We start from the raw sequence: 19,247 nt of genomic DNA on the forward strand, positions 1-19,247 counted from the left end.
ATGTCCTTCTTTTTTACTAGCCTACATACATGGGGGCTGGTGGCTTGCCTGACTATACCCGGTCAGCCCGCTAGTCCTATGCTTTTGCCAAAAGAACCAGGGTCTCCTGTTCAGCTCAGAGGCAACGTTCGAAAGCTGAGTGAAGTACTTCACGAACTGAAAGAACGCTTCGGAGTAGACATCCTTTTTGGCGATCAGTTGGTACAGGGATTAACAGTGCCTAATTCTGCACTTGATCCGAAAGCGAGTCTGGAAGAAAACCTGAAACGCGTGCTCCGCAATTCCGGGCTTCATTTCCGCAAAGCCAAAGACGGTGCCTATCTCATTGTGGGTCAGCGGCTGGATAAAACGCCCGAACCGCAAACTTCGAACAGTCTACTGGTTCAGAATACCAGCGTAATTGCTACGGAAAGCAAACCTCTGGTGGTAGATCAAACCATCACGGGGAAGGTAACGGATGAAAAAGGCGAAGCCCTTCCCGGAGTTAACGTTCTTTTGAAGGGCAGTACCCGGGGAACCACTACGGATACAGAGGGTAACTTCAAGTTCGTCATTCCTGAAAATGCGGATAACGTACTGGTTTTCTCGCTGGTAGGTTACGTTAGTCAGGAAGTAACGGTAGGTAACCGCACAAAAGTGGACCTCCAGCTTCAGCAGGACATTAAAAGCCTGGACGAAGTAGTGGTCATTGGTTACGGAGCCATCAAGAAAACAGACGTAACGGGGTCGGTAGCTTCCATAGATTCTAAAAGCATTGAAAAGGTAAACCGCGTAGATGCAGCTTCGGCCATTCAGGGACAAATTCCCGGCGTAATGGTGCAACGCACGGATAACAAACCCGGCAGCGGCGGCTTTAACATTCGGATTCGTGGAGCCAGTACCATCCACACTACTGAAACCGCAGCCAACGCGGGCTATACTCCCGGACAAAACCCCCTGTTTATTGTCGATGGTATTTTCGTGAATGATATCTCTTTCCTGAACCCCGCCGATATTGACCGGATGGATGTCCTGAAAGATGCTTCGGCCACGGCTATTTACGGTTCGCGGGGAACCAACGGGGTTGTGATCATTCAAACCAAAAAAGGACAAAGTGGTAAACTAACCGTTCGTTACAACAACTACGTTGGCTCCAAACAAGTCTATCACCTACCACCTATCTATGACACCAATGGTTACGTTGAATTCCTGAAAGATGTCGTGGTGGGTAATAAATATGCTTCTGGGAACTACAACTTCACCCGGAATGACGTTCGTTTATCCGACTATCTGAATCAGGAAGAACTGGATAATGTGGCTGCGGGGGTAAGTACAAACTGGATTGATCTGATCAAACGCAACGGTTTCCAAACCAACCATACGCTGGATTTAAGCGGCGGTAACCAATCGACGGTTTATGCCATTGGTTTTGGTTATACGCAAGATAAGGGTACGACGAAAGGAGAAGACTTCAACCGCTATACTCTACGCGGCAACCTCGGCAGCGATCTTACGAAGTGGCTGAACCTGAGCTATAACAACTACGTTACGATCGCTACCCAGAACGCCGGCAGTTTCGAAGCATTCCGCAGTGCCTACCGTCTGAAGCCGCTCGGCAGAGCTTATAATGAGGATGGCAGTCTGAAATTCCTCCCAACGGCGAAAGAGACGCAGATCACGAACCCGCTGCTGGATATTCAGAATGAAATTCGGGAAACCAAATATTTGAATTACCTCGGCGACATCGCCCTGAAATTCAAGCTGTTACCCGGCATGACCTTTACTTCGAAGTTTTCGCCCAACATTAAATACACCCGTTACGGCGAATACCGGGGTAAGTATACCAAAAGCTCCGTAGGTAACCAGAACAGCACGCGGGCTCAGGTAGAGAATTACCTGGACTTCTCCTATACCTGGGATAATATCGTCAACTACGACACTCAAATTAATCCGAATAACAAGATCAACGCCACGTTTGTCTATTCGCAGTACAACGCCCAAAACGAATCCTATGCCCTACAAGTAAGAAACTTCTCCTCCGATAATTATCAATTTTACAACCTCGGAGCGGGTTCTACAGTCAACAGTTACTCCAGTAAATACCTGAAGCAAACGCTGGAATCGTTTACAGGTCGTTTGAACTATAGCCTCAACGATAAATACATCTTTACCGTGACGGGCCGTTACGATGGGTCTTCTATTCTGGCCGCAGGTAACAAATGGGCGTTTTTCCCCTCAGCCGCTTTTGCGTGGCGAATGATTGATGAGAGCTTCCTGAAGTCTCAGAATGTCATGTCGGATGCGAAACTTCGCCTGAGTTACGGAAAGACGGGTAACAACGGTGCTGGAGGTGGTTTAGCTCCGCTGGGTTCGCTGTCCTTACTGTCACCGAGTTATACCAACATTAACGACCAGAGTGTCAGTACACTTTACATCACAGGTCTGGCTAACAAGAATCTGACCTGGGAACATACCGCAGAGGTTAACGTAGGTCTGGATTTTGGTTTCTTCAAAAACCGCATCACGGGATCTTTGGATGTGTACGATCGCAAGACCAGCAACATCATTTTCTTCCGTCCGTTACCACTGGCTACGGGTTTCTCCGGCACGTATGACAACATCGGACAGGCTAGTAACCGAGGCGTTGAACTGGGTCTGAATGGCGTAATTGTGGAAGGGAAGAATTTCCGCTGGACCACGAACCTGAACTTTGCTTCGAACCGTAATAAAGTGTTAAAGCTGAACGGAACAAGCAATGAGATTATTTTTGGTTCGCAGGGAGCTACACTTATTCACAGAGTAGGTCAGCCGATGGGTTCGTTTTACTACTTTAAATCCGATGGTATCTGGGGAACCGATCAGGCGGATGAAGCCGCTAAATACGGACAGAAACCCGGTCAGGTTCGCGTAAGAGACTTGAACGGCGATGGCCAGATTTCGGAGAATAATGACCGGATGATTATCGGTAACTCGGCTCCAAAATGGACGGGAGGTATGACTAACTCCTTTACCTTTAAAAACTTCGACTTCTCCTTCTTTGTCTACACCAGTCAGGGAGCCACAGCGGCCAGTAACTTCCACCGTTCTTTCGCTTTTGCTTACGACACAGAGCCTGCCCGTCTCTGGAATGGCTATCGCACCAATTACTGGACACCTGACAACCAAACCAATCACTGGTTCCAGCCCGGTAACGGTGGAACGTATGCTACCGCTTACAAGTACATGGATGTGTCTTTCGTGAAAGTCGGGTACATTACACTTGGCTATAAGCTGCCTTCGACGCTGCTTGATAGAGCCGGACTTGGTAATTTCCGGGTTTATACCACGGTTCAGAACCCCTTTACTTTCTCAAAGTATGACGGTTGGGACCCTGAAAACGCGGGACGTAACGACTGGGGCGGTGCCTTCATGTCAAGGACATACATGGCTGGTTTGAGCTTAAGTTTCTAAAAGCAAGTATTGAAAACGAATCCTCATGAAGATTAATAGATTATTACCCCTTGCCGTAGCCTTTTTAGGTTTTTCCTGTCAGGGATTTTTGGACGAAACCAATCGACAGTCTCAATCGCTGGAAGATGCCAGCAAGAATGCCGGTACTTTCAGTCAGTTGTTAGCCCGGGTTTACGAAGTCTCCCGGAATAATACCACCCGTTATGCGTCCGATATGTTGTATGTGCTGGAAGATCTCGGCACGGACATCATCACTCGTAGCAGCCCGCTAACGGGAACGGACGTGCTCAACGATTACGTGGATATGAACCCCTCAACGTATGCCATGCAGGTGTATTGGGGGAATCAGTACGCCAACATTGCCGCAGCGAATACGGTGCTTGACAATGCGGATCTGATCCAGGGCGTTGACGCTAACGTCAAAAGTTCAGGTATCGGGCAAGCCAAATTTTTCAGAGCCTGGGCTTACTTTAATCTGGTTGAAAATTACGGTGGCGTTCCGCTGGTTTTAAAACAGATCAATACTTCGGAAACTTCCTTCCCCCGCTCAACGGAAGAAGAAGTGTACAAGGCCATCGTGGCCGATCTGGAGGACGCTTTAACGAAAGTTGACGATAAACCATCCGAATACGGTCGCGTTTCGAAAGATGCCGTGCGGCAGTTGCTGTCGAAAGTATTACTGACGAGAGGCTACAAAACCTTCGCCGCCAGTGACGACGTCACCCGTTCGATTAGTCTGGCGGAAACGGTTATTTCCAGTCACCCGCTCGAATCTTCGTTCGCTCGTTTATTCTCGGTTGATAACGTGAGAAGTCAGGAAACGGTGTTTTCTTACCTCTTTGGCAGCGTAACTTCCAGCATGGGTTGGGGTAATACGCGTCACATGTTGTATAAGTTTGAGTACTTTAACTATCCGGGCATGACGCGGGGAACGCTGTATCAAAACGGTATTGGTCGCAACCCCACGCCTTTCTTTTACAGTCTTTTCGACGATAAAGATCAGCGGGCTGAAGCTACCTTCCGTCGCGTGTTAATTGCGGATAAAGTCAGTACCGATGGAGCCATCAAGATTGGGGATACAGCCATTTATTTCCCAAAAACTTCCTGGACGCAGGCCCAGATCAGTGCGAAGAAATACAAAGTCATTAACCCTGATCAGTATTTCACGAATGATGGAGTGACGAACGTGCATTACCCCATGTTCAAGAAGTTTGATAACCCCGGAGCACCCTTCGTGTACGCGGATCAGCCTGCTTTAGGCACGCGTGACATGATCATGATGCGAGCCGGAGAGGCTTACTTACTGGCGGCAGAAGGTTATCTGAAATCAGGGAATACTACCAAAGCGGCCAGTTTATTAACGACCCTGCGTTCACGTGCCGGTCTTACGACGGCTCTTACGCCCGCTCAGGTGACTATCGATTTTATTCTGGACGAACGGGCTCGTGAGCTGGTTGGTGAAGTAAACCGCTGGATGGATCTAAAACGGACGGGTAAGCTCATTGAACGGACGCTGGCCTATAACCCGCACGCTAAACTTAATAAGGCTCTAACAACCAAGCATTTATTAAGACCGATTCCTCAGTACGAAATCGACGCTTCGGGTGGTTCTGTTGCTCAGAATCCTAATTATTAATTATAGTATTGAAAACGATCTTCAGGAAGATGCTTTTTCCTGAAGATCGTTTTCAAAAATGCCTGCAATAATCCAGCCCTGCATTTTCTTAAGCTTCCTGCCTTTACGATTGCTTCTTTTTCTTACTTCACCCAAGCTTCTAAACCCAGTTACCTTATTACCTTTCTTTTCCTGATGATCACCTCTCTACAACGCTCAAAGCAGCTCCTGTTCTCTGTAGGACTGAGTCTGCTTTTTGGCATTTCAGCGGCTAGTGCTCAGTTAAATGTCAAAGCTTCCCAGCAACTGATTCAACGGGTTATTCCGAAACATCATACCCATTTTTTGGTCGAAGCCCTACCCGATTCGAAGGAAAATACCTTTGAAATTGAGAGCAGTAAAGGCAAAATTGTGCTTCGGGGAACTAATGGCGTAGCCGTTGCTTCCGCCCTGTATCATTACCTGACCGAATTTGCCCATTGCCAGATTACCTGGAACGGAACGAATCTGAACCTGCCCGCTTCCTTACCTAAAGTTCCGGCCAAAATCAGCAAAAGTTCGCCCTACCAGTACCGGTATTACCTCAACTACTGTACCTTCAATTACAGCATGAGCTGGTGGGACTGGTCGCGGTGGCAACGTGAAATTGACTGGATGGCTCTGCACGGAATTAACATGCCCCTCGCTATTACCGGAGAAGAATATACGTGGAATGAAGTCTATAAAGACATGGGTTTTACGAAAAAGGATTTGGATGGCTTCTTCAGCGGGCCTGCCTACTTTTCCTGGTTCTGGATGGGTAACCTCGATGGCTGGGGCGGCCCGCTTCCCCAAAGCTGGATGGATAGCCACAAAACCCTTCAACAGCAGATCCTGAAACGCGAACGCGAACTGGGCATGACACCCGTATTACCTGCCTTTACGGGTCACGTGCCGGAGGCCTTTCGTCGGAAATTTCCGAATGCGAAGTTAAAGGCAACCAACTGGACCAACGGTTTTGCGGATACCTATATTCTGGATTCGGAAGATCCTTTATTTGCTGAAATCGGTAAAAAATTCCTTGAAAAACAGACGCAATTATTCGGCACGGATCACCTGTATTCTGCGGATACGTTTAATGAAAACGAACCGCCCACCGACGATCCAGCTTACCTTTCTGAATTGAGCAAACGGATTTACGACGGCATGCAACAGGCGGACCCCAAAGCGGTTTGGGTGATGCAGGGCTGGTTATTTTACAGTGATCGGAAATTCTGGAAAGCTCCTCAGATCGAGGCCTTACTCAAAGCCGTTCCCGACGATAAAATGATTTTGCTCGACCTGGCCGCGGAAATTGAGCCCGTCTGGAAACGTACCGATGCTTTCTATGGCAAACCCTGGATCTGGAATATGCTGAATAACTTCGGCGGAAACGTGAACCTGTTTGGTCGAATGGAAGGTGTGGCCGCTAATCCGGCCAAAGACCTCAGTGATCCCAAGGCCGGCCAGTTGAAAGGCATTGGTTTGACCATGGAAGCCATTGAGCAGAATCCAGTCATTTACGAACTGATGATGCAGCACACCTGGCAAAAAGAGGCGATTGAACTGGATTCATGGCTCGCTAAATACGCCCGGAATCGCTATCGCTCCACCAACCCGAAACTGGTAGAGGCCTGGCAGGTTTTACGTCGTACAGTATATAATGGCAAGGATATTCGCGACGGGGCCGAATCCATCATCACGGGCCGTCCTACGTTTGACTCCACTACCATATGGACCCGCACCAAGCTTAACTACCCCCCTGCCGAGTTATTACCAGCCTGGGATTTGCTGACAGAATCGGCTAAACAGGGGGTAAATAGCGATGGTTTCCGCTATGATCTGGTAGACGTGAGTCGGCAGGTTTTAGCGAATTATGCTCTCGTCGTGCAAAAACAGTGGAAAACGGCTTACGAGAAGAAAGACAAGGCGGCCTTCGCTCAATACAGCAAAGATTTCATTGAACTCATCACGGATCTGGATCAATTACTGGCTTCCCGCAAAGATTTCATGCTGGGCCCCTGGCTAAAAGATGCCCGAAGCTGGGGTACTAATGCGGAGGAAAAAGCCCTTTACGAACAAAACGCCCGGGATTTGATAACCCTCTGGGGAGACGCCGAAAGCCCTTTACACGAATACTCGAACCGCCAGTGGAGCGGGCTTCTCAATGATTTCTATAAGCCTCGCTGGGAGCAGTTTTTCCAGGTCGTTACTCAAGCCCTGGAAGCTAATCAGAAGCCCGACCTTCAGGCTTTCGACAAGAAGATTAAGGCCTGGGAATGGCAGTGGGTAAAGAAACAGAGTTCGTTTCCTACTACAGAAACGGGTAATTCGATTCAGCTTTCACTGGATATGCACAAAAAATACCGCGATCGCCTAACGAAGGCGTACCGCCCTTAACGTACCTCGGATGCCTATGTCTCCACAACCATCGCCTCCGTTAGTTACCGAAAGCACCGTCAACCCGCCTGCTCCCGTTCCATCGGGAAGGCTGGTTTCGCTGGATGCCCTTCGCGGCTTTGACATGTTCTGGATCATGAGCGGAGAACACATCATTCACGCTTTAGCTCGGGCAACGGGCTGGCCTGCGTTAGTCTGGATGTCATCGCAATTGCACCACGCCGAATGGAACGGTTGTACCTTTTATGACATGATTTTTCCGCTCTTCCTATTCATAGCGGGCGTTTCCATGCCTTTTTCCTTACAAGGGAAATTACAACGGGCGGGGCTCACTTCCGCCGAACAGTTATCGGCCCGGGAAAAGCGGCCTATTTACCGTTCCATGCTGAAACGTACGCTGATTTTGATTGTACTAGGGATGGTGGTAAACGGGTTACTCGAATACAAAGCTTACGAACAAACCCGATTGGCCAGTGTGCTGGGTCGCATTGGGTTGGCGTGGTTCGGAGCGGGCGTTATCTACCTCAACACTAGCACACGGGGTCAGATTTTCTGGGCGGTTGCTATTTTGTTAGGGTATTGGGCCGCCATGACGCTGATTCCCGTTCCGGGTTTTGGAGCAGGTGTGCTGACTCCTGAGGGAGCGTTATCTTCGTTTGTAGATCGGATGTTGTTACCCGGAAAACTCCATCGCACGGTGTATGATCCAGAAGGTTTATTTTCTACCATTCCGGCTATTACTACGGCTTTGCTAGGAATGTTAACGGGTACATTACTGAAAGATTCGCGACCTACCATGACTCAAAAGACGCTCCTTATGCTTGGACTTGGCGTGATTTTGATTCTTACCGGTTTCGTTTGGGATCAGGTATTTCCGATCAATAAACGACTTTGGACGAGTTCATTCGCTGTCTTTGTGGGTGGGTGGAGTCTGTTATTTCTGGCGGTATTTTATTACATCATTGATGTACAGAAGCTTCAGAAATGGGCCTTCCCTTTCATTCTCATTGGTACCAATTCCATCCTGATTTATCTGGCCTCCGACGGCATTATTGACTTTGCACATACGGCTCATTTTTTATTCTACGGATTTAGCCAATTTTTCTCGGTAAACTGGCAACCTGTTATTCAATCCCTGGCCGTTACCGTTACTCAACTACTGCTGTTGTACGTACTTTATCGAAATAAGTTATTTCTGAAGATTTAGGAATCTAGTTAGTACTTCGGCGATTCTTAATAAGGATCGCCGAAGTTTTTTATAGGCCTTAAGGGCTTGTCTCTCCGTACATTCCCTTAAATTCCAATCGGTGAACGAAGCGATGGAACTTGCTTAGATTAGTAACTTCGTCTCATTCCACCGAGGGTCTCTCTTCATTCGAGATGACAGGTGGAGGTAGATTTTAACATCCAAGAGCAAATCATTTGCTACTCTATAATCAAGGAAGTTCCCCTATTCTCCGATTCTAAATTTCAGTACGTTTCTATTAGTACCGATAAGCATCTATGCTCTGAAGGACAGATGGGGTCTGGACCAAATTTTCCGCTTGTTTTCTCGAACACAGCAAGAGACTTTGGGTAGAATGAGGTTATTGAAGACACTTCATGACCCAATAAGCTCGAAAAAGGGCCTAAGATTCTTCGCTTCGCTCTGAATGACAGAGGCTGGTGGTAAAGTAATTATGTTATTTCTCAGGTACAAGATAGTTATAGATACCGAAGGTGTACACGGATTCTCCCTGGATTATGGAGTGCCCCCAGTAAGTGTCTAACTTCTTGGGGAACTCCATAACCCCGGAGGGGTTGAATATGAATAGCCCCGGATTTCATCCGGGGAGAATCCAGGGAAGTAACATTCATCAACAAAGACTTTCTCAAATATTTAACTCTTATTCTTAAAGGTCATTTCTTCCTACACCCGAGAGAGCCATTAGAATTCTCCGTCCTTGAGTTAGTTCATCGTTTTTTATTACAATCACTTAAAAAACTGGTGCGAAATTTTATCTCGTTCCTATCATAACGGCAGGTTCCCACCTGCCGTCAGTCCGTGTTTTCAACGCGGATTTGCGAGAAAAGCGTTTATAACGCTGAACGTTGCGGACGAGCAGTGAAAGGAGATTGCTTTACTATACTAGGAGTGCTCTTGCATAGATCCTTAAAAAACTGAGACTTACTTTTGACAAGTAACCAGAGATGAACTCTATTCTTTGAAACGTGCTGGGCTAAAATCTGGGTTCTTGACTTATTCATGGGGTGTTTCCTCTCAAAAATGCAATTGCCTCCTGTTTTTATTATTTATTTGCAATGAATTATACAATCCAGTCGAGCAAAACCTGGCCTCTGAAAAGGCATTACCATTTTTTACGATTCATTAAACTGTTATTCCTCATGCATATACCTGAACGCTCCAGAGTAGGCCTGTTATTTCTTTGTACTTTTTTGTTTTCATTATCCTTCTCCCAGGCCCAGAGTACGCTTTCATCTTCCAGTAAAAAAGCGGTGAACAAACGAATTCTGGTTTTTTCCAAAACAGCGGGCTTTCGGCACGCTTCCATTCCAGCGGGCAAACGAGCCCTTATGAAACTGGGTGATGAGAATGGTTTCGCAGTGGATACCACGGAGAATGCCGACGCATTTCAGGAGGATAATCTGAAAAAGTATAACGTCGTTGTCTTTTTAAGCACTACCGGAAATATTCTGGATGCGGCTCAACAAGCTGCTTTTGAACGTTACATTCAGTCGGGTGGCGGATACGTAGGCATTCATGCCGCTGCGGATACGGAATACGACTGGCCTTGGTATAACCAGTTGGTAGGAGCTTATTTTATGAGTCACCCTAAACAGCAAAATGCTGAAATAGAGATACTTAATCATAAACATCCTGCTACCAAAATGTTACCTAAACGCTGGAAACGCTACGATGAATGGTATAACTACAAGAGTATTGTTCCTGAAATCAAAGTGTTAGGTAACCTTGACGAAAAAACGTACGAAGGAGGTAAGAATGGCGAAAATCACCCTTTCATCTGGCACCGTGATTTCGACGGAGGAAAGTCATTTTACACGGGTGGCGGTCATACCGACGAATCCTATAGCGATTCGCTTTTCATGCAACACATTTTAGGCGGAATTCAGTCCGTCTGGGCTAGTAAACTGAATTACAAAAAGGCCAAAACACAGCTTTAATTCCAAAGGGATTCCCTAAAAAAGGCCGAATAGCTTAACTCGTTATTCGGCCTTTTTATGTATCACTGGAAAATTATAATTCTATTTCAGACGTCGGAATGATGTTAATAAACGCACTGGTGATCTGGTTGTATTGTTCTTCATCAAAACTATAATAATAGGCTCCTCTTTTTGAAAAACCTTTTTGCTTTTCGTCGAGCTTATTTAAAAGCTTCATCGACAGAATTTTCCGGCTAAAATTCCTTTTGTCAAATTCAATGTTATAAATCGCTTCGTAGAGTTTCTGGAGTTGCGGAAGTGTAAATTTTTCGGGTAATAACTCGAAGCCAATCGGATGCTGGGAAGCCTTTGACCGCAGGCGTTTCAGGGCCAGACTTACCATATCACCGTGATCGAAGAGTAAGGTAGGAAGATCATAAATTGAAAACCATTGGGCATGAAACGTTTCCGATATTTTTGATTCGTAGTCGTCGATTTTTACTAACGAAAAGTAAGCAATCGAAATCGTCCGGGCGATGGGGTCACGGTCGGGCTCGCCAAAGGCACTCAACTGTTCTAAGTAGACATTGGTAAGCCCCGTTAATTCGTGCACAATGCGGGCCGCTGCCTGCTCCAGCCCTTCTCTGGGCTGCAACCACCCTCCCATTAAGGACCATGTATTTTCCTCCACTCCCCGCTTCACTAATAACACTTTCAGGTTTTCTCCATCAAAACCGAAAATGATGGAGTCCAGTGCTACCAGGTAAGCATGCTGCTCTTTGTATTGGTTTAACATCATAAAATTTACTCATCAAATTTCTGGCCCGAATTTTGCCAGTACGAAATATGTCGATTTTTTAATGTACTCGCAATTTTTTACCAACTATTGCTTTGTTCATCAGCTTATTATTGCCGAATTAACCATTCGGCAGAACGATTAGGGTACTAAAGTAACCTTTACTTTACCACAGGACGTTGCCGGAAAGACGTCGGTGTTGTGCCGGTATATTTTCGGAATTGTTTGCAGAAATGGCTCTCGTCGGTGTATCCAAATTCATCCGCAATTTCCTTTAAACTAAGCTGACTGTATAACAATCGGGCTTCGATGAGCTTGATTTTGTACTTTGTAATGTATTGCTTCAAAGACTCTCCGGTCTGCTTTTTAAAAAATAAACTGATGTACGCCGGAGCATAATGAAAGGTTTCAGCCAAATGGTCAATGGTTAGGTACGTGGGCTGGTAAATGTGCTGTTTGATGTACTGCAGAATTGCTTCGACCGAGTCTTTTACCAGAGGCTTTGCTGGATTTTGACTAAACAAATTACGAGCCAGAATAATCAGTATGCTTCGCATTAAGCTATCGCGAATCATCTCAAAATACGGCGATTGCTCCTCTACAGATTCTGCTTCCAGCACGCTTAATAACTGATGTAATTTCTGTTTTTCAAACGTATTCTCCACAATAGAACCCCGGCTTTGTGAGGACGTATGAAGCAACGTCCGAATGACGGGTTGCCAGGGCCGATCCTTATCATGGGAATCTTCTTTGTGGATGGACTCGTTGAAACGAACAAAACTGAATTCGGTCAGCTCAGCAATCTCGAAGTTATGGAAATCCTCCGGGCCTAACAGAAACACGTCACCTTCGGCATAAGGATATGTGTTTCCATTGATCTGATGGCTGCCTCTTCCTTTCAAAATAAAAATGATCTCAAAATAGGTATGCTTGTGTACCGAATGTCCCCAGGTGCTGGCCTCAAAATGATAGATACTAAAGGACGAGTGTAAAATATAACGTTTCATAAGCGATTTGTCTCCGTAAAACTACCGATATATAATGGATTTTTACCATAACTTCCGTTGAGTGACGTTCTACTTTTGTCAGCATCAAAGGATCGATTCGGGCAAAATGCAATACTTCATGAAACGTATTTATTTATCAATAGCCGGTATTATTGCTCTGATTCCCTTATTTTCATTACAGAAAGCCGACGATTGGACCCCGCTTCTGGATAAAAATCTTTCGCAATGGGAAAATTACCTGAGTTATGAACACCAGCTTAACTATAATGGAAAAATACCAGTAGATGCGACGGGAAACCCAATGGCCCCTATTGGCTATAACAAAGATACCCGAAAGGTTTTCTCGGTTATTGATGACCCTGCCGGGCCAATTCTACACGTGAGTGGTGAAATCTATGGCTGCCTGTTTACCCGTCAAGAATTTGAAAACTATCATCTGAGACTTCAGGTAAAGTGGGGTAAACGAAAATATGTTCCCCGTCTGGACAAGCTTCGTGACTCAGGCATTTTATACCATTCCATCGGTGAAGCCGGGGCGGAATACTGGCGAAGCTGGATGCTCTCGCAGGAATTTCAGATCATGGAAGGACACATGGGCGATTTCTGGTGTCAAGCCAATTCCGCGATTGATATACGTTCGTTCCCATCAGAAGGTAGCATGAGTCGCGTGGCGGATGAAAAGCAACCCTTCGGAACGCTGAAACAAGGCGGCGATGGCTTTTGTATGCGTTCGGGTAATTACGAAAGTCCGGCAGGAGAATGGACCACGCTTGAGTTAATCTGCTTCAGAGGAAAGAGTCTTCACATCGTCAATGGTCATGTGGTAATGATCCTTCAAAACTCCCGGTATATTACGCCCACAGGTCAGGAAGTTCCGATGACGAAGGGGAAGATTCAATTGCAGAGCGAAGCGGCTGAAGTGTTTTACCGAGCCATTCAAATCAAGCCCCTGGCCAACATGCCTAAGCAGTATGAGCACCTGTTTTTGTAGTCTTTCTTCCCATGAATAATCGTACAGAAAAATGAAAACAAAACCCAGAAGACAATTTATAAAAAGTAGTATCGCTGCCGGATTGACGGTTCACTTGCCTGATTCTCTGGCGGCTAAAAACATCTTCACGCACCATGTACTATTTTATCTGAAAAATCCCGGAAACGAGGAAGATCAGGCAAAGTTGCTGGAAGGTTTACATAAACTAGCCAAGTGCCCTACAATTAAACTGGTTCATATTGGTACGCCCGCAGCCACGAATCGGGAGGTGATTGAACGCGGTTATACCTACTCGTGGCTATGCTTTTTTGATAGTCCGGCGGACGAAGAAGCTTATCAGAAACACCCCATCCACGACGATTTCAGAACTAATTACGCTCATCTCTGGGAGAAAGTCGTGATTTATGATTCCATAGGGCCAAAGCGGTAATCTGTTTCATTAAAGAGAGCCATTTACGTTGTGAATGGCTCTCTTTTACTGGTAGGCGGGTAAGTAAACGTAGAAAGTAGCTCCCTTCCCAAGTTCGCCCAAAGCCCGAATAAACCCGCCGTGGTTTAAGGCTACTTTTTGGCAAATAGCGAGTCCGACGCCCGTGCCGGAGAATTCGTTCTTTCCGTGCAGCCGTTGAAACACACCGAAAATTCGATCCGCGTACTTTTCTTCAAAGCCGATGCCATTATCCTGAATGGTTATCCGGTGATAGCACGCATGCGTAGGCGTCCAACCCGAGATCCAGGAAAGCTCGCTAGCCTGCATTAATTCATACCCGACACGAATGTGCGGCGTGGTCACGGCTCCGTTCTGGTCCTTACTACTGAACTTGATGGAATTAGAAAGCAGATTTTGGAATAACTGTTCCAATTGTCGGGCATCCCCTTGCACCCGCGTTAATTCGGCCACCTCAATGACGGCTTTTGTTTCTTCGATGGCTACCGATAAATTGTCAATGGCCTGCTCTAATACCCCGGAAAGATTCACTTCCTGAGGGCTGACTTTTCCATTGGAAATTTTTGAAAACGCCAGTAAATCCGTGATGAGTGCACTCATCCGCTGGGCAGACTCCTGAATTCGATCAATCAGACGGGCATCGTCCCCCAGCACAGGCCGAAACCGACGATCAATTAAATTGCTGAACTGCTGAACTTTCCGGAGCGGTTCCTGCAAATCGTGACTGGCAATGTAGGCGAACTGTTCCAGACTTTCGTTGGACCGAATGAGGTGCTCGTTCGTCTGAGCCAGGTTTTCGTACGAAGAGGTTAACTCTTCATTGGTCGCCTCCAATTCTTCCGTTCGTTTCTGCACCAGTAACTCCAGGGCCATCTGCGTTTCCCGGTGGAGGGTAATATCCTGAGCCGTACCACTTATGCTAACGGCATTTCCATTTTCGTCTCTCTTTATTTTACCCTGAGCGTGAATGACGCGTTTTTGTCCTGTGTTTTTCGAAAAAAGCGTGTATTCACTATCAAATAATCCATCCCCTGCCGGATCGCGGGCTTTATCCATGGCGATTCGAATGGCCTGATGATCCGCTTTATCAATGACCAAATACCCTTGGTCGATTGTGAGTTCTTCATCGGGCTCAAAGCCAGACCATTGTCGCAATCGCTCTGAATACTGCAACTGCCGGGTGGTAAAATCAATATCCCAGGTAGCTAGCTCAGCCAGCTCGACGGCCTCAGCCAATTTATATTGAGCTTCTTTCAGCCTTTGCTGGCTGCGTATCGTTTCGCTTACGTCAATAGCAATATCCAGAATTGCGTACACGTCCCCCTTTTCATTCAGTAAGGGCGTATAAGTAATGTTATAGAAATTATTGGTCATTACCCCATGCTGCACAATGTTCACCTGCGAGGCATCACTCTGAAACATTACTTTCGAAGTATACACATTGTCCAGAATTTGCAGGAAGGGCTGATTTTCCAATTCTGGCATTACTTCCCGCAGGGGCTTTCCCACAATGTCCGGGCCTTTGCCCACGATGTCAATAAAGGCCTGATTCGGCATTTCTATAATCAAATCCCTGCCTACAAAAAGGCCCATAGCCGCCGGAGCCGTTGCTATGATGTCTCGTAGCTGAGCCTCCCGAGCCTCAATTTTTTTACGCGAGAGCACCTGCTCGGTTACATCCGTTGCAATGACCAGAACTCCGGTAATATTCTGGGTTCCAAGTTGATATTGAGGTTGGTAGGTTAAATCTACGTAAATCGTTTCCAGTACGCCTTTTCTTAATAATCTGACGGCTACTTCTTTAGCAATGAAGGGAATACCTGTGTCCAGTACCTGCTGTAATAACAGATCAAAACCCTGCCCAATAATCTCTGGAAGGGCTTTGCTTAGGGGTTTTCCTACGATCTGATCGGGCGTTCTTCCTACTAATTCGCCGTAAAAGGTATTGACTTGCTGGAAGGTTAGTTCATGGCGGTCAATCAGGGCGATTCCCACCGGAGAGACTTCGAATGAATCCAGTATCTGCTTTTGAGCCGCCTGCTGACGCTGGAGGGACTCCATATCACGGGTGACATCATGAGCTACGCCCCCAAAGCGTTGTACCTTTCCGATTTCATTGAAATACGATTTACCCATAAAACGAACCCAGCGAAGTTTACCATCGTCGGCTCCGAGCGTGCGAAAGGTAATATCATAAAGGCCGCCAGACTCCTGTTGAAAGGCCCAATGTACCGCTTCATCCACCTGAGCAACATCATCGGCATGAATGAAGGCTATTGCTTTTTCGTAGGGTAAGTAATTATCTTTTGCTAAACCAAAAAGCTCGCGGCAGCGGTCATCCCAGAGTATCTGCATGGAAACAGGATCCAGCTCCCAAACTCCTAAGCCCGCAGAAGTTAGTGCAAAATCTATATCTAAACGCTCCCTAAGTGACCCAGCTCCGGGGTTGAGCGACATCTCGCCTGGCATGTATATTTTTCGTCAATAGTTATGATATTAACTGTTTTGTAAAAAAATGGTTGAAAAAATCTCCTGACTCTATTTTCTACCTACACTGACAAATCAGGCTATTATCACCTGAATAATCCTAACTTGGGCATATACCAATACCTCTTTATCTCTATCCTTAACGTTTACTATGAAAACGACTTATACAGCCGTCAGGCTATTGCCTCTACAAACAGGTTTACTCCTGTTTTGCCTGCTTTTTTCGGGGAGTGGACTCGCTCAGGTTCGCAAAGACACCACTAGTTTCATTCATACACTGAATATTCAAACTGGAAAAATTGATACCGTTCTTACCATTCAAAAACACCTCGAAGCCCCCAACTGGCACCCGAATAACTACCTGATCTTGAACAGTCAGGGTCGGTTATATACGTTGCCGCTACAGGCAGCGAAACTTCAGGAACTTCACACCGGATTTGCCAGCCAATGTAATAATGATCATGGACTCTCGCCGGATAAGAAATGGCTGGCCATCAGTCATAATGACAAGCAGGATCCTTCCCCAAAATCCTATAAATCAGCCATCTATATTTTGCCTGTTTCGGGAGGAGAACCCCGACGGATCACAAAAGAAGTCCCTTCATTCTGGCACGGCTGGAGTCCCGATGGCAAAACCCTGGCTTATTGCGGTGAACGCATGGGGAACTTCGATATTTATACCATTAGCCCCGAAGGGGGTGAGGAAAAAAGGCTAACTACCAGCGAAGGACTCGACGACGGGCCGGATTATTCAGCCGATGGAACGTATATCTATTTCAACTCGTACCGCACGGGCCATATGCAGATCTGGCGAATGCGGGCCGACGGTTCGAAACCCGAGCAACTCACCTTCGACGAAAATTCAAATTGGTTCCCCCATCCTTCGCCGGATAACCGCTGGATTGTTTATATTGCTTACACTTCGGATGAAAAACAGAGTCATTTGTTTGGTAAGCCCGTAAAACTTCGGCTGATGAACCTGAAAACCAGAGTCATTAGGGATATTACGCCCGTATTTTACGGAGGTCAGGGGACCATTAATGTACCTTCCTGGAGTCCTGATAGCCAGAAACTTGCCTTTGTTAGTTACTCCGTAAAGTAATTTAAACTCTATTGCCTAATGAAAAATAATTCCTCTAAATCAAGAAGACAGTTTCTGCACCAAATTGCGGCTACAAGTCTGGCGGCCGCTTCCACTCCCCTAACCACGCTGGCGGCTCAAGCCAAAGCGGAAGAACGCATCCTACAGTTCGAGAAGAAAATCACGGCGAATGATACCATTCGTTTAGGTGTCATTGGTTACGGCGTTCAGGGTCATTTTGATCTTACTACGGCTCTGAAAGTTCCCGGAGTAGAGCTGGCGGGTATTTGTGATTTATACACCGGAAGAATTGAGAACGCGAAGGAACAGTTTGGAAAAGACCTGTTTACCACCCGAAATTATAAAGAGCTGTTAGATCGTAAAGATATTGATGCCGTCATTATCGCCACGCATGATGTCTGGCACGCCCGCATGACGCTGGATGCTCTGGCAAAGGGCAAACACGTGTATTGCGAAAAGCCTATGATTTATAAAATCAGCGAGGGGCCTTCGGTCATTGCCGCAGCTAAAAAAGCAGGTAAGGTATTACAGGTAGGTAGTCAGCGGGTAAGCAGCATTGGATACGCCAAAGCGAAAGAGTTACTGGCGTCTGGAGAAATTGGCAAGCTGAATATGGTTAATGCCGTGTATGACCGTCAAAGCTCGATTGGAGCCTGGGAATACACCATACCCAAAGATGCCGATGCCAGCACGACCGATTGGGAACGTTTCATTGAAGTAACTGATAAAATGCCTTTCGATGCCAAGAAATTTTTCTGGTGGCGGGCCTTCAAGGAAGTGGGCACTGGGGTGGCTGGAGATTTATTCATTCACTTGCTAAGCGGTACGCACCTGATTACTAATTCCAAAGGGCCGGAAAGTATTTACAGTACGGGGCAGCTTAGTTACTGGAAAGACGGTCGGAACATGCCCGATGTGATGTCCGGAGTTATGCAATACCCTGATTCTAACGAACATAATGCTTTTCAGTTAACCCTACAGGTAAACTTCATCAGTGGAACGGGCGGACAGGAAGTGATCCGTCTGGTTGGTTCGGAGGGGGTGATTGATGTAGTAGGAAATAGCATTACGGTAAAACACAGCGTTATGCCCGAAGCACCCGGTTTTGGGGGGTACGATTCGGTCTTTACTTTCTCAAAAAGCATGCAGGAGGAAATGCAGAAAGAGTATGATGCCAAGTGGAAACCGGAGCAACGCAAGCGAAAAGTAAAAGAAGATATTGTTTTCAAAGCACCCCAGGGTTACAGCGATCACCTCGACCACTTTACCAATTTCTTCGAAGCCATTCGTTCCAACAAACCTGTGGTGGAAGATGCCGAATTTGGATTCCGGGCGGCGGCTCCGGCTTTGGCCTGTAATGAAAGTTATTTTAACAAAAAGATCATTCACTGGGATCCGGTGAAAATGAAGTTGAAGTAAATTCCCTAAAAGCTCTGAGAATGTTCTCAGGGCTTTTTTTACGACTGGACATTCTGCAATGGGAAGAGACCATATTGCTTCCCCGGATTTCATCCGGGGACATGATGACGATACATTTGGTAGTTAAGGCTATTTCATACTTAAATGACACCTAACTACTTAATCATCAGCGTCTGTCATTCAGAGCGAAGCGAAGAATCTTATGACCTTTTCGAGTTTGTTGGGGCATGCGGTAACTCGACTAAACCCGACCCACCCCATTCCACAGAAGGTCTCTCACTTGGTTCGAGAGGTCAGGTGAAAAATAAACCTGTTACCCACTTCTGCGAGATTCCCTCTCGTTCCTACCCTAAGGCAGGTTCCAACTGCCGTT

The 19,247-nt window shown here is 46.5% G+C and carries 12 protein-coding genes; 9 read left to right on the forward strand and 3 right to left on the reverse strand.

Translation table 11 applies throughout. The features are described from left to right. From QE357_RS23230 to QE357_RS23250, 5 genes are all read left to right on the forward strand, one after another. Nucleotides 1–3,429, forward strand: a complete 3,429-nt coding sequence (locus QE357_RS23230) for a SusC/RagA family TonB-linked outer membrane protein (RefSeq protein ID WP_309713181.1) — start codon at nt 1–3, stop codon at nt 3,427–3,429. Between the two features lie 25 nt (nt 3,430–3,454). Next, entirely contained in the window at nt 3,455–5,065 is a 1,611-nt protein-coding gene (locus QE357_RS23235) for a RagB/SusD family nutrient uptake outer membrane protein (RefSeq protein ID WP_307143845.1), read from the forward strand. A gap of 174 nt (nt 5,066–5,239) precedes the next feature. Continuing rightward, nucleotides 5,240–7,462: an alpha-N-acetylglucosaminidase gene (locus tag QE357_RS23240; protein ID WP_309713186.1), complete on the forward strand. Its 2,223-nt coding sequence runs from the start codon at nt 5,240–5,242 to the stop codon at nt 7,460–7,462. Between the two features lie 16 nt (nt 7,463–7,478). Further along, nucleotides 7,479–8,669 (forward strand): DUF5009 domain-containing protein, encoded by a 1,191-nt coding sequence (locus QE357_RS23245; protein WP_309713189.1) that lies wholly within the window; start codon nt 7,479–7,481, stop codon nt 8,667–8,669. Between the two features lie 1,178 nt (nt 8,670–9,847). Beyond that, nucleotides 9,848–10,645: a ThuA domain-containing protein gene (locus QE357_RS23250; protein ID WP_309713192.1), complete on the forward strand. Its 798-nt coding sequence runs from the start codon at nt 9,848–9,850 to the stop codon at nt 10,643–10,645. Nucleotides 10,646–10,718: 73 nt separating this feature from the next. Here QE357_RS23250 and QE357_RS23255 read toward each other — a convergent pair whose 3' ends face one another. Together QE357_RS23255 and QE357_RS23260 are read right to left on the reverse strand one after the other, a co-directional pair. Continuing rightward, nucleotides 10,719–11,420: an NrtR DNA-binding winged helix domain-containing protein gene (locus QE357_RS23255; RefSeq protein ID WP_307143848.1), complete on the reverse strand. Its 702-nt coding sequence runs from the start codon at nt 11,418–11,420 to the stop codon at nt 10,719–10,721. Between the two features lie 161 nt (nt 11,421–11,581). After that, a complete protein-coding gene (locus QE357_RS23260; RefSeq protein WP_309713195.1) occupies nt 11,582–12,427 on the reverse strand; it encodes a helix-turn-helix domain-containing protein in 846 nt (281 codons plus the stop codon). 118 nt (nt 12,428–12,545) lie between these two features. Here QE357_RS23260 and QE357_RS23265 point away from each other — a divergent pair, with 118 nt between their 5' ends. Further along, the gene (locus QE357_RS23265; RefSeq protein WP_309713198.1) at nt 12,546–13,418 is read left to right on the forward strand and encodes a DUF1080 domain-containing protein; all 873 of its coding nucleotides are present in this window, start codon (nt 12,546–12,548) and stop codon (nt 13,416–13,418) included. A 31-nt stretch (nt 13,419–13,449) separates the two neighbouring features. Further along, complete coding sequence (locus tag QE357_RS23270) at nt 13,450–13,848, forward strand: Dabb family protein (protein ID WP_309713200.1); 399 nt, start codon at nt 13,450–13,452, stop codon at nt 13,846–13,848. A 45-nt stretch (nt 13,849–13,893) separates the two neighbouring features. Here QE357_RS23270 and QE357_RS23275 read toward each other — a convergent pair whose 3' ends face one another. After that, nucleotides 13,894–16,335 carry a PAS domain S-box protein gene (locus tag QE357_RS23275; protein ID WP_309713203.1) on the reverse strand — a complete coding sequence of 814 codons (2,442 nt, stop codon included), beginning with the start codon at nt 16,333–16,335 and terminating at the stop codon, nt 13,894–13,896. 169 nt (nt 16,336–16,504) lie between these two features. Here QE357_RS23275 and QE357_RS23280 point away from each other — a divergent pair, with 169 nt between their 5' ends. Next, nucleotides 16,505–17,455, forward strand: a complete 951-nt coding sequence (locus tag QE357_RS23280; RefSeq protein WP_309713206.1) for a transporter — start codon at nt 16,505–16,507, stop codon at nt 17,453–17,455. Between the two features lie 18 nt (nt 17,456–17,473). Beyond that, complete coding sequence (locus QE357_RS23285; RefSeq protein ID WP_309713209.1) at nt 17,474–18,874, forward strand: Gfo/Idh/MocA family oxidoreductase; 1,401 nt, start codon at nt 17,474–17,476, stop codon at nt 18,872–18,874. Nucleotides 18,875–19,247 lie beyond the last annotated feature (373 nt).

The organism is Siphonobacter sp. SORGH_AS_0500 (assembly GCF_031453245.1).
Lineage (GTDB): Bacteria > Bacteroidota > Bacteroidia > Cytophagales > Spirosomataceae > Siphonobacter.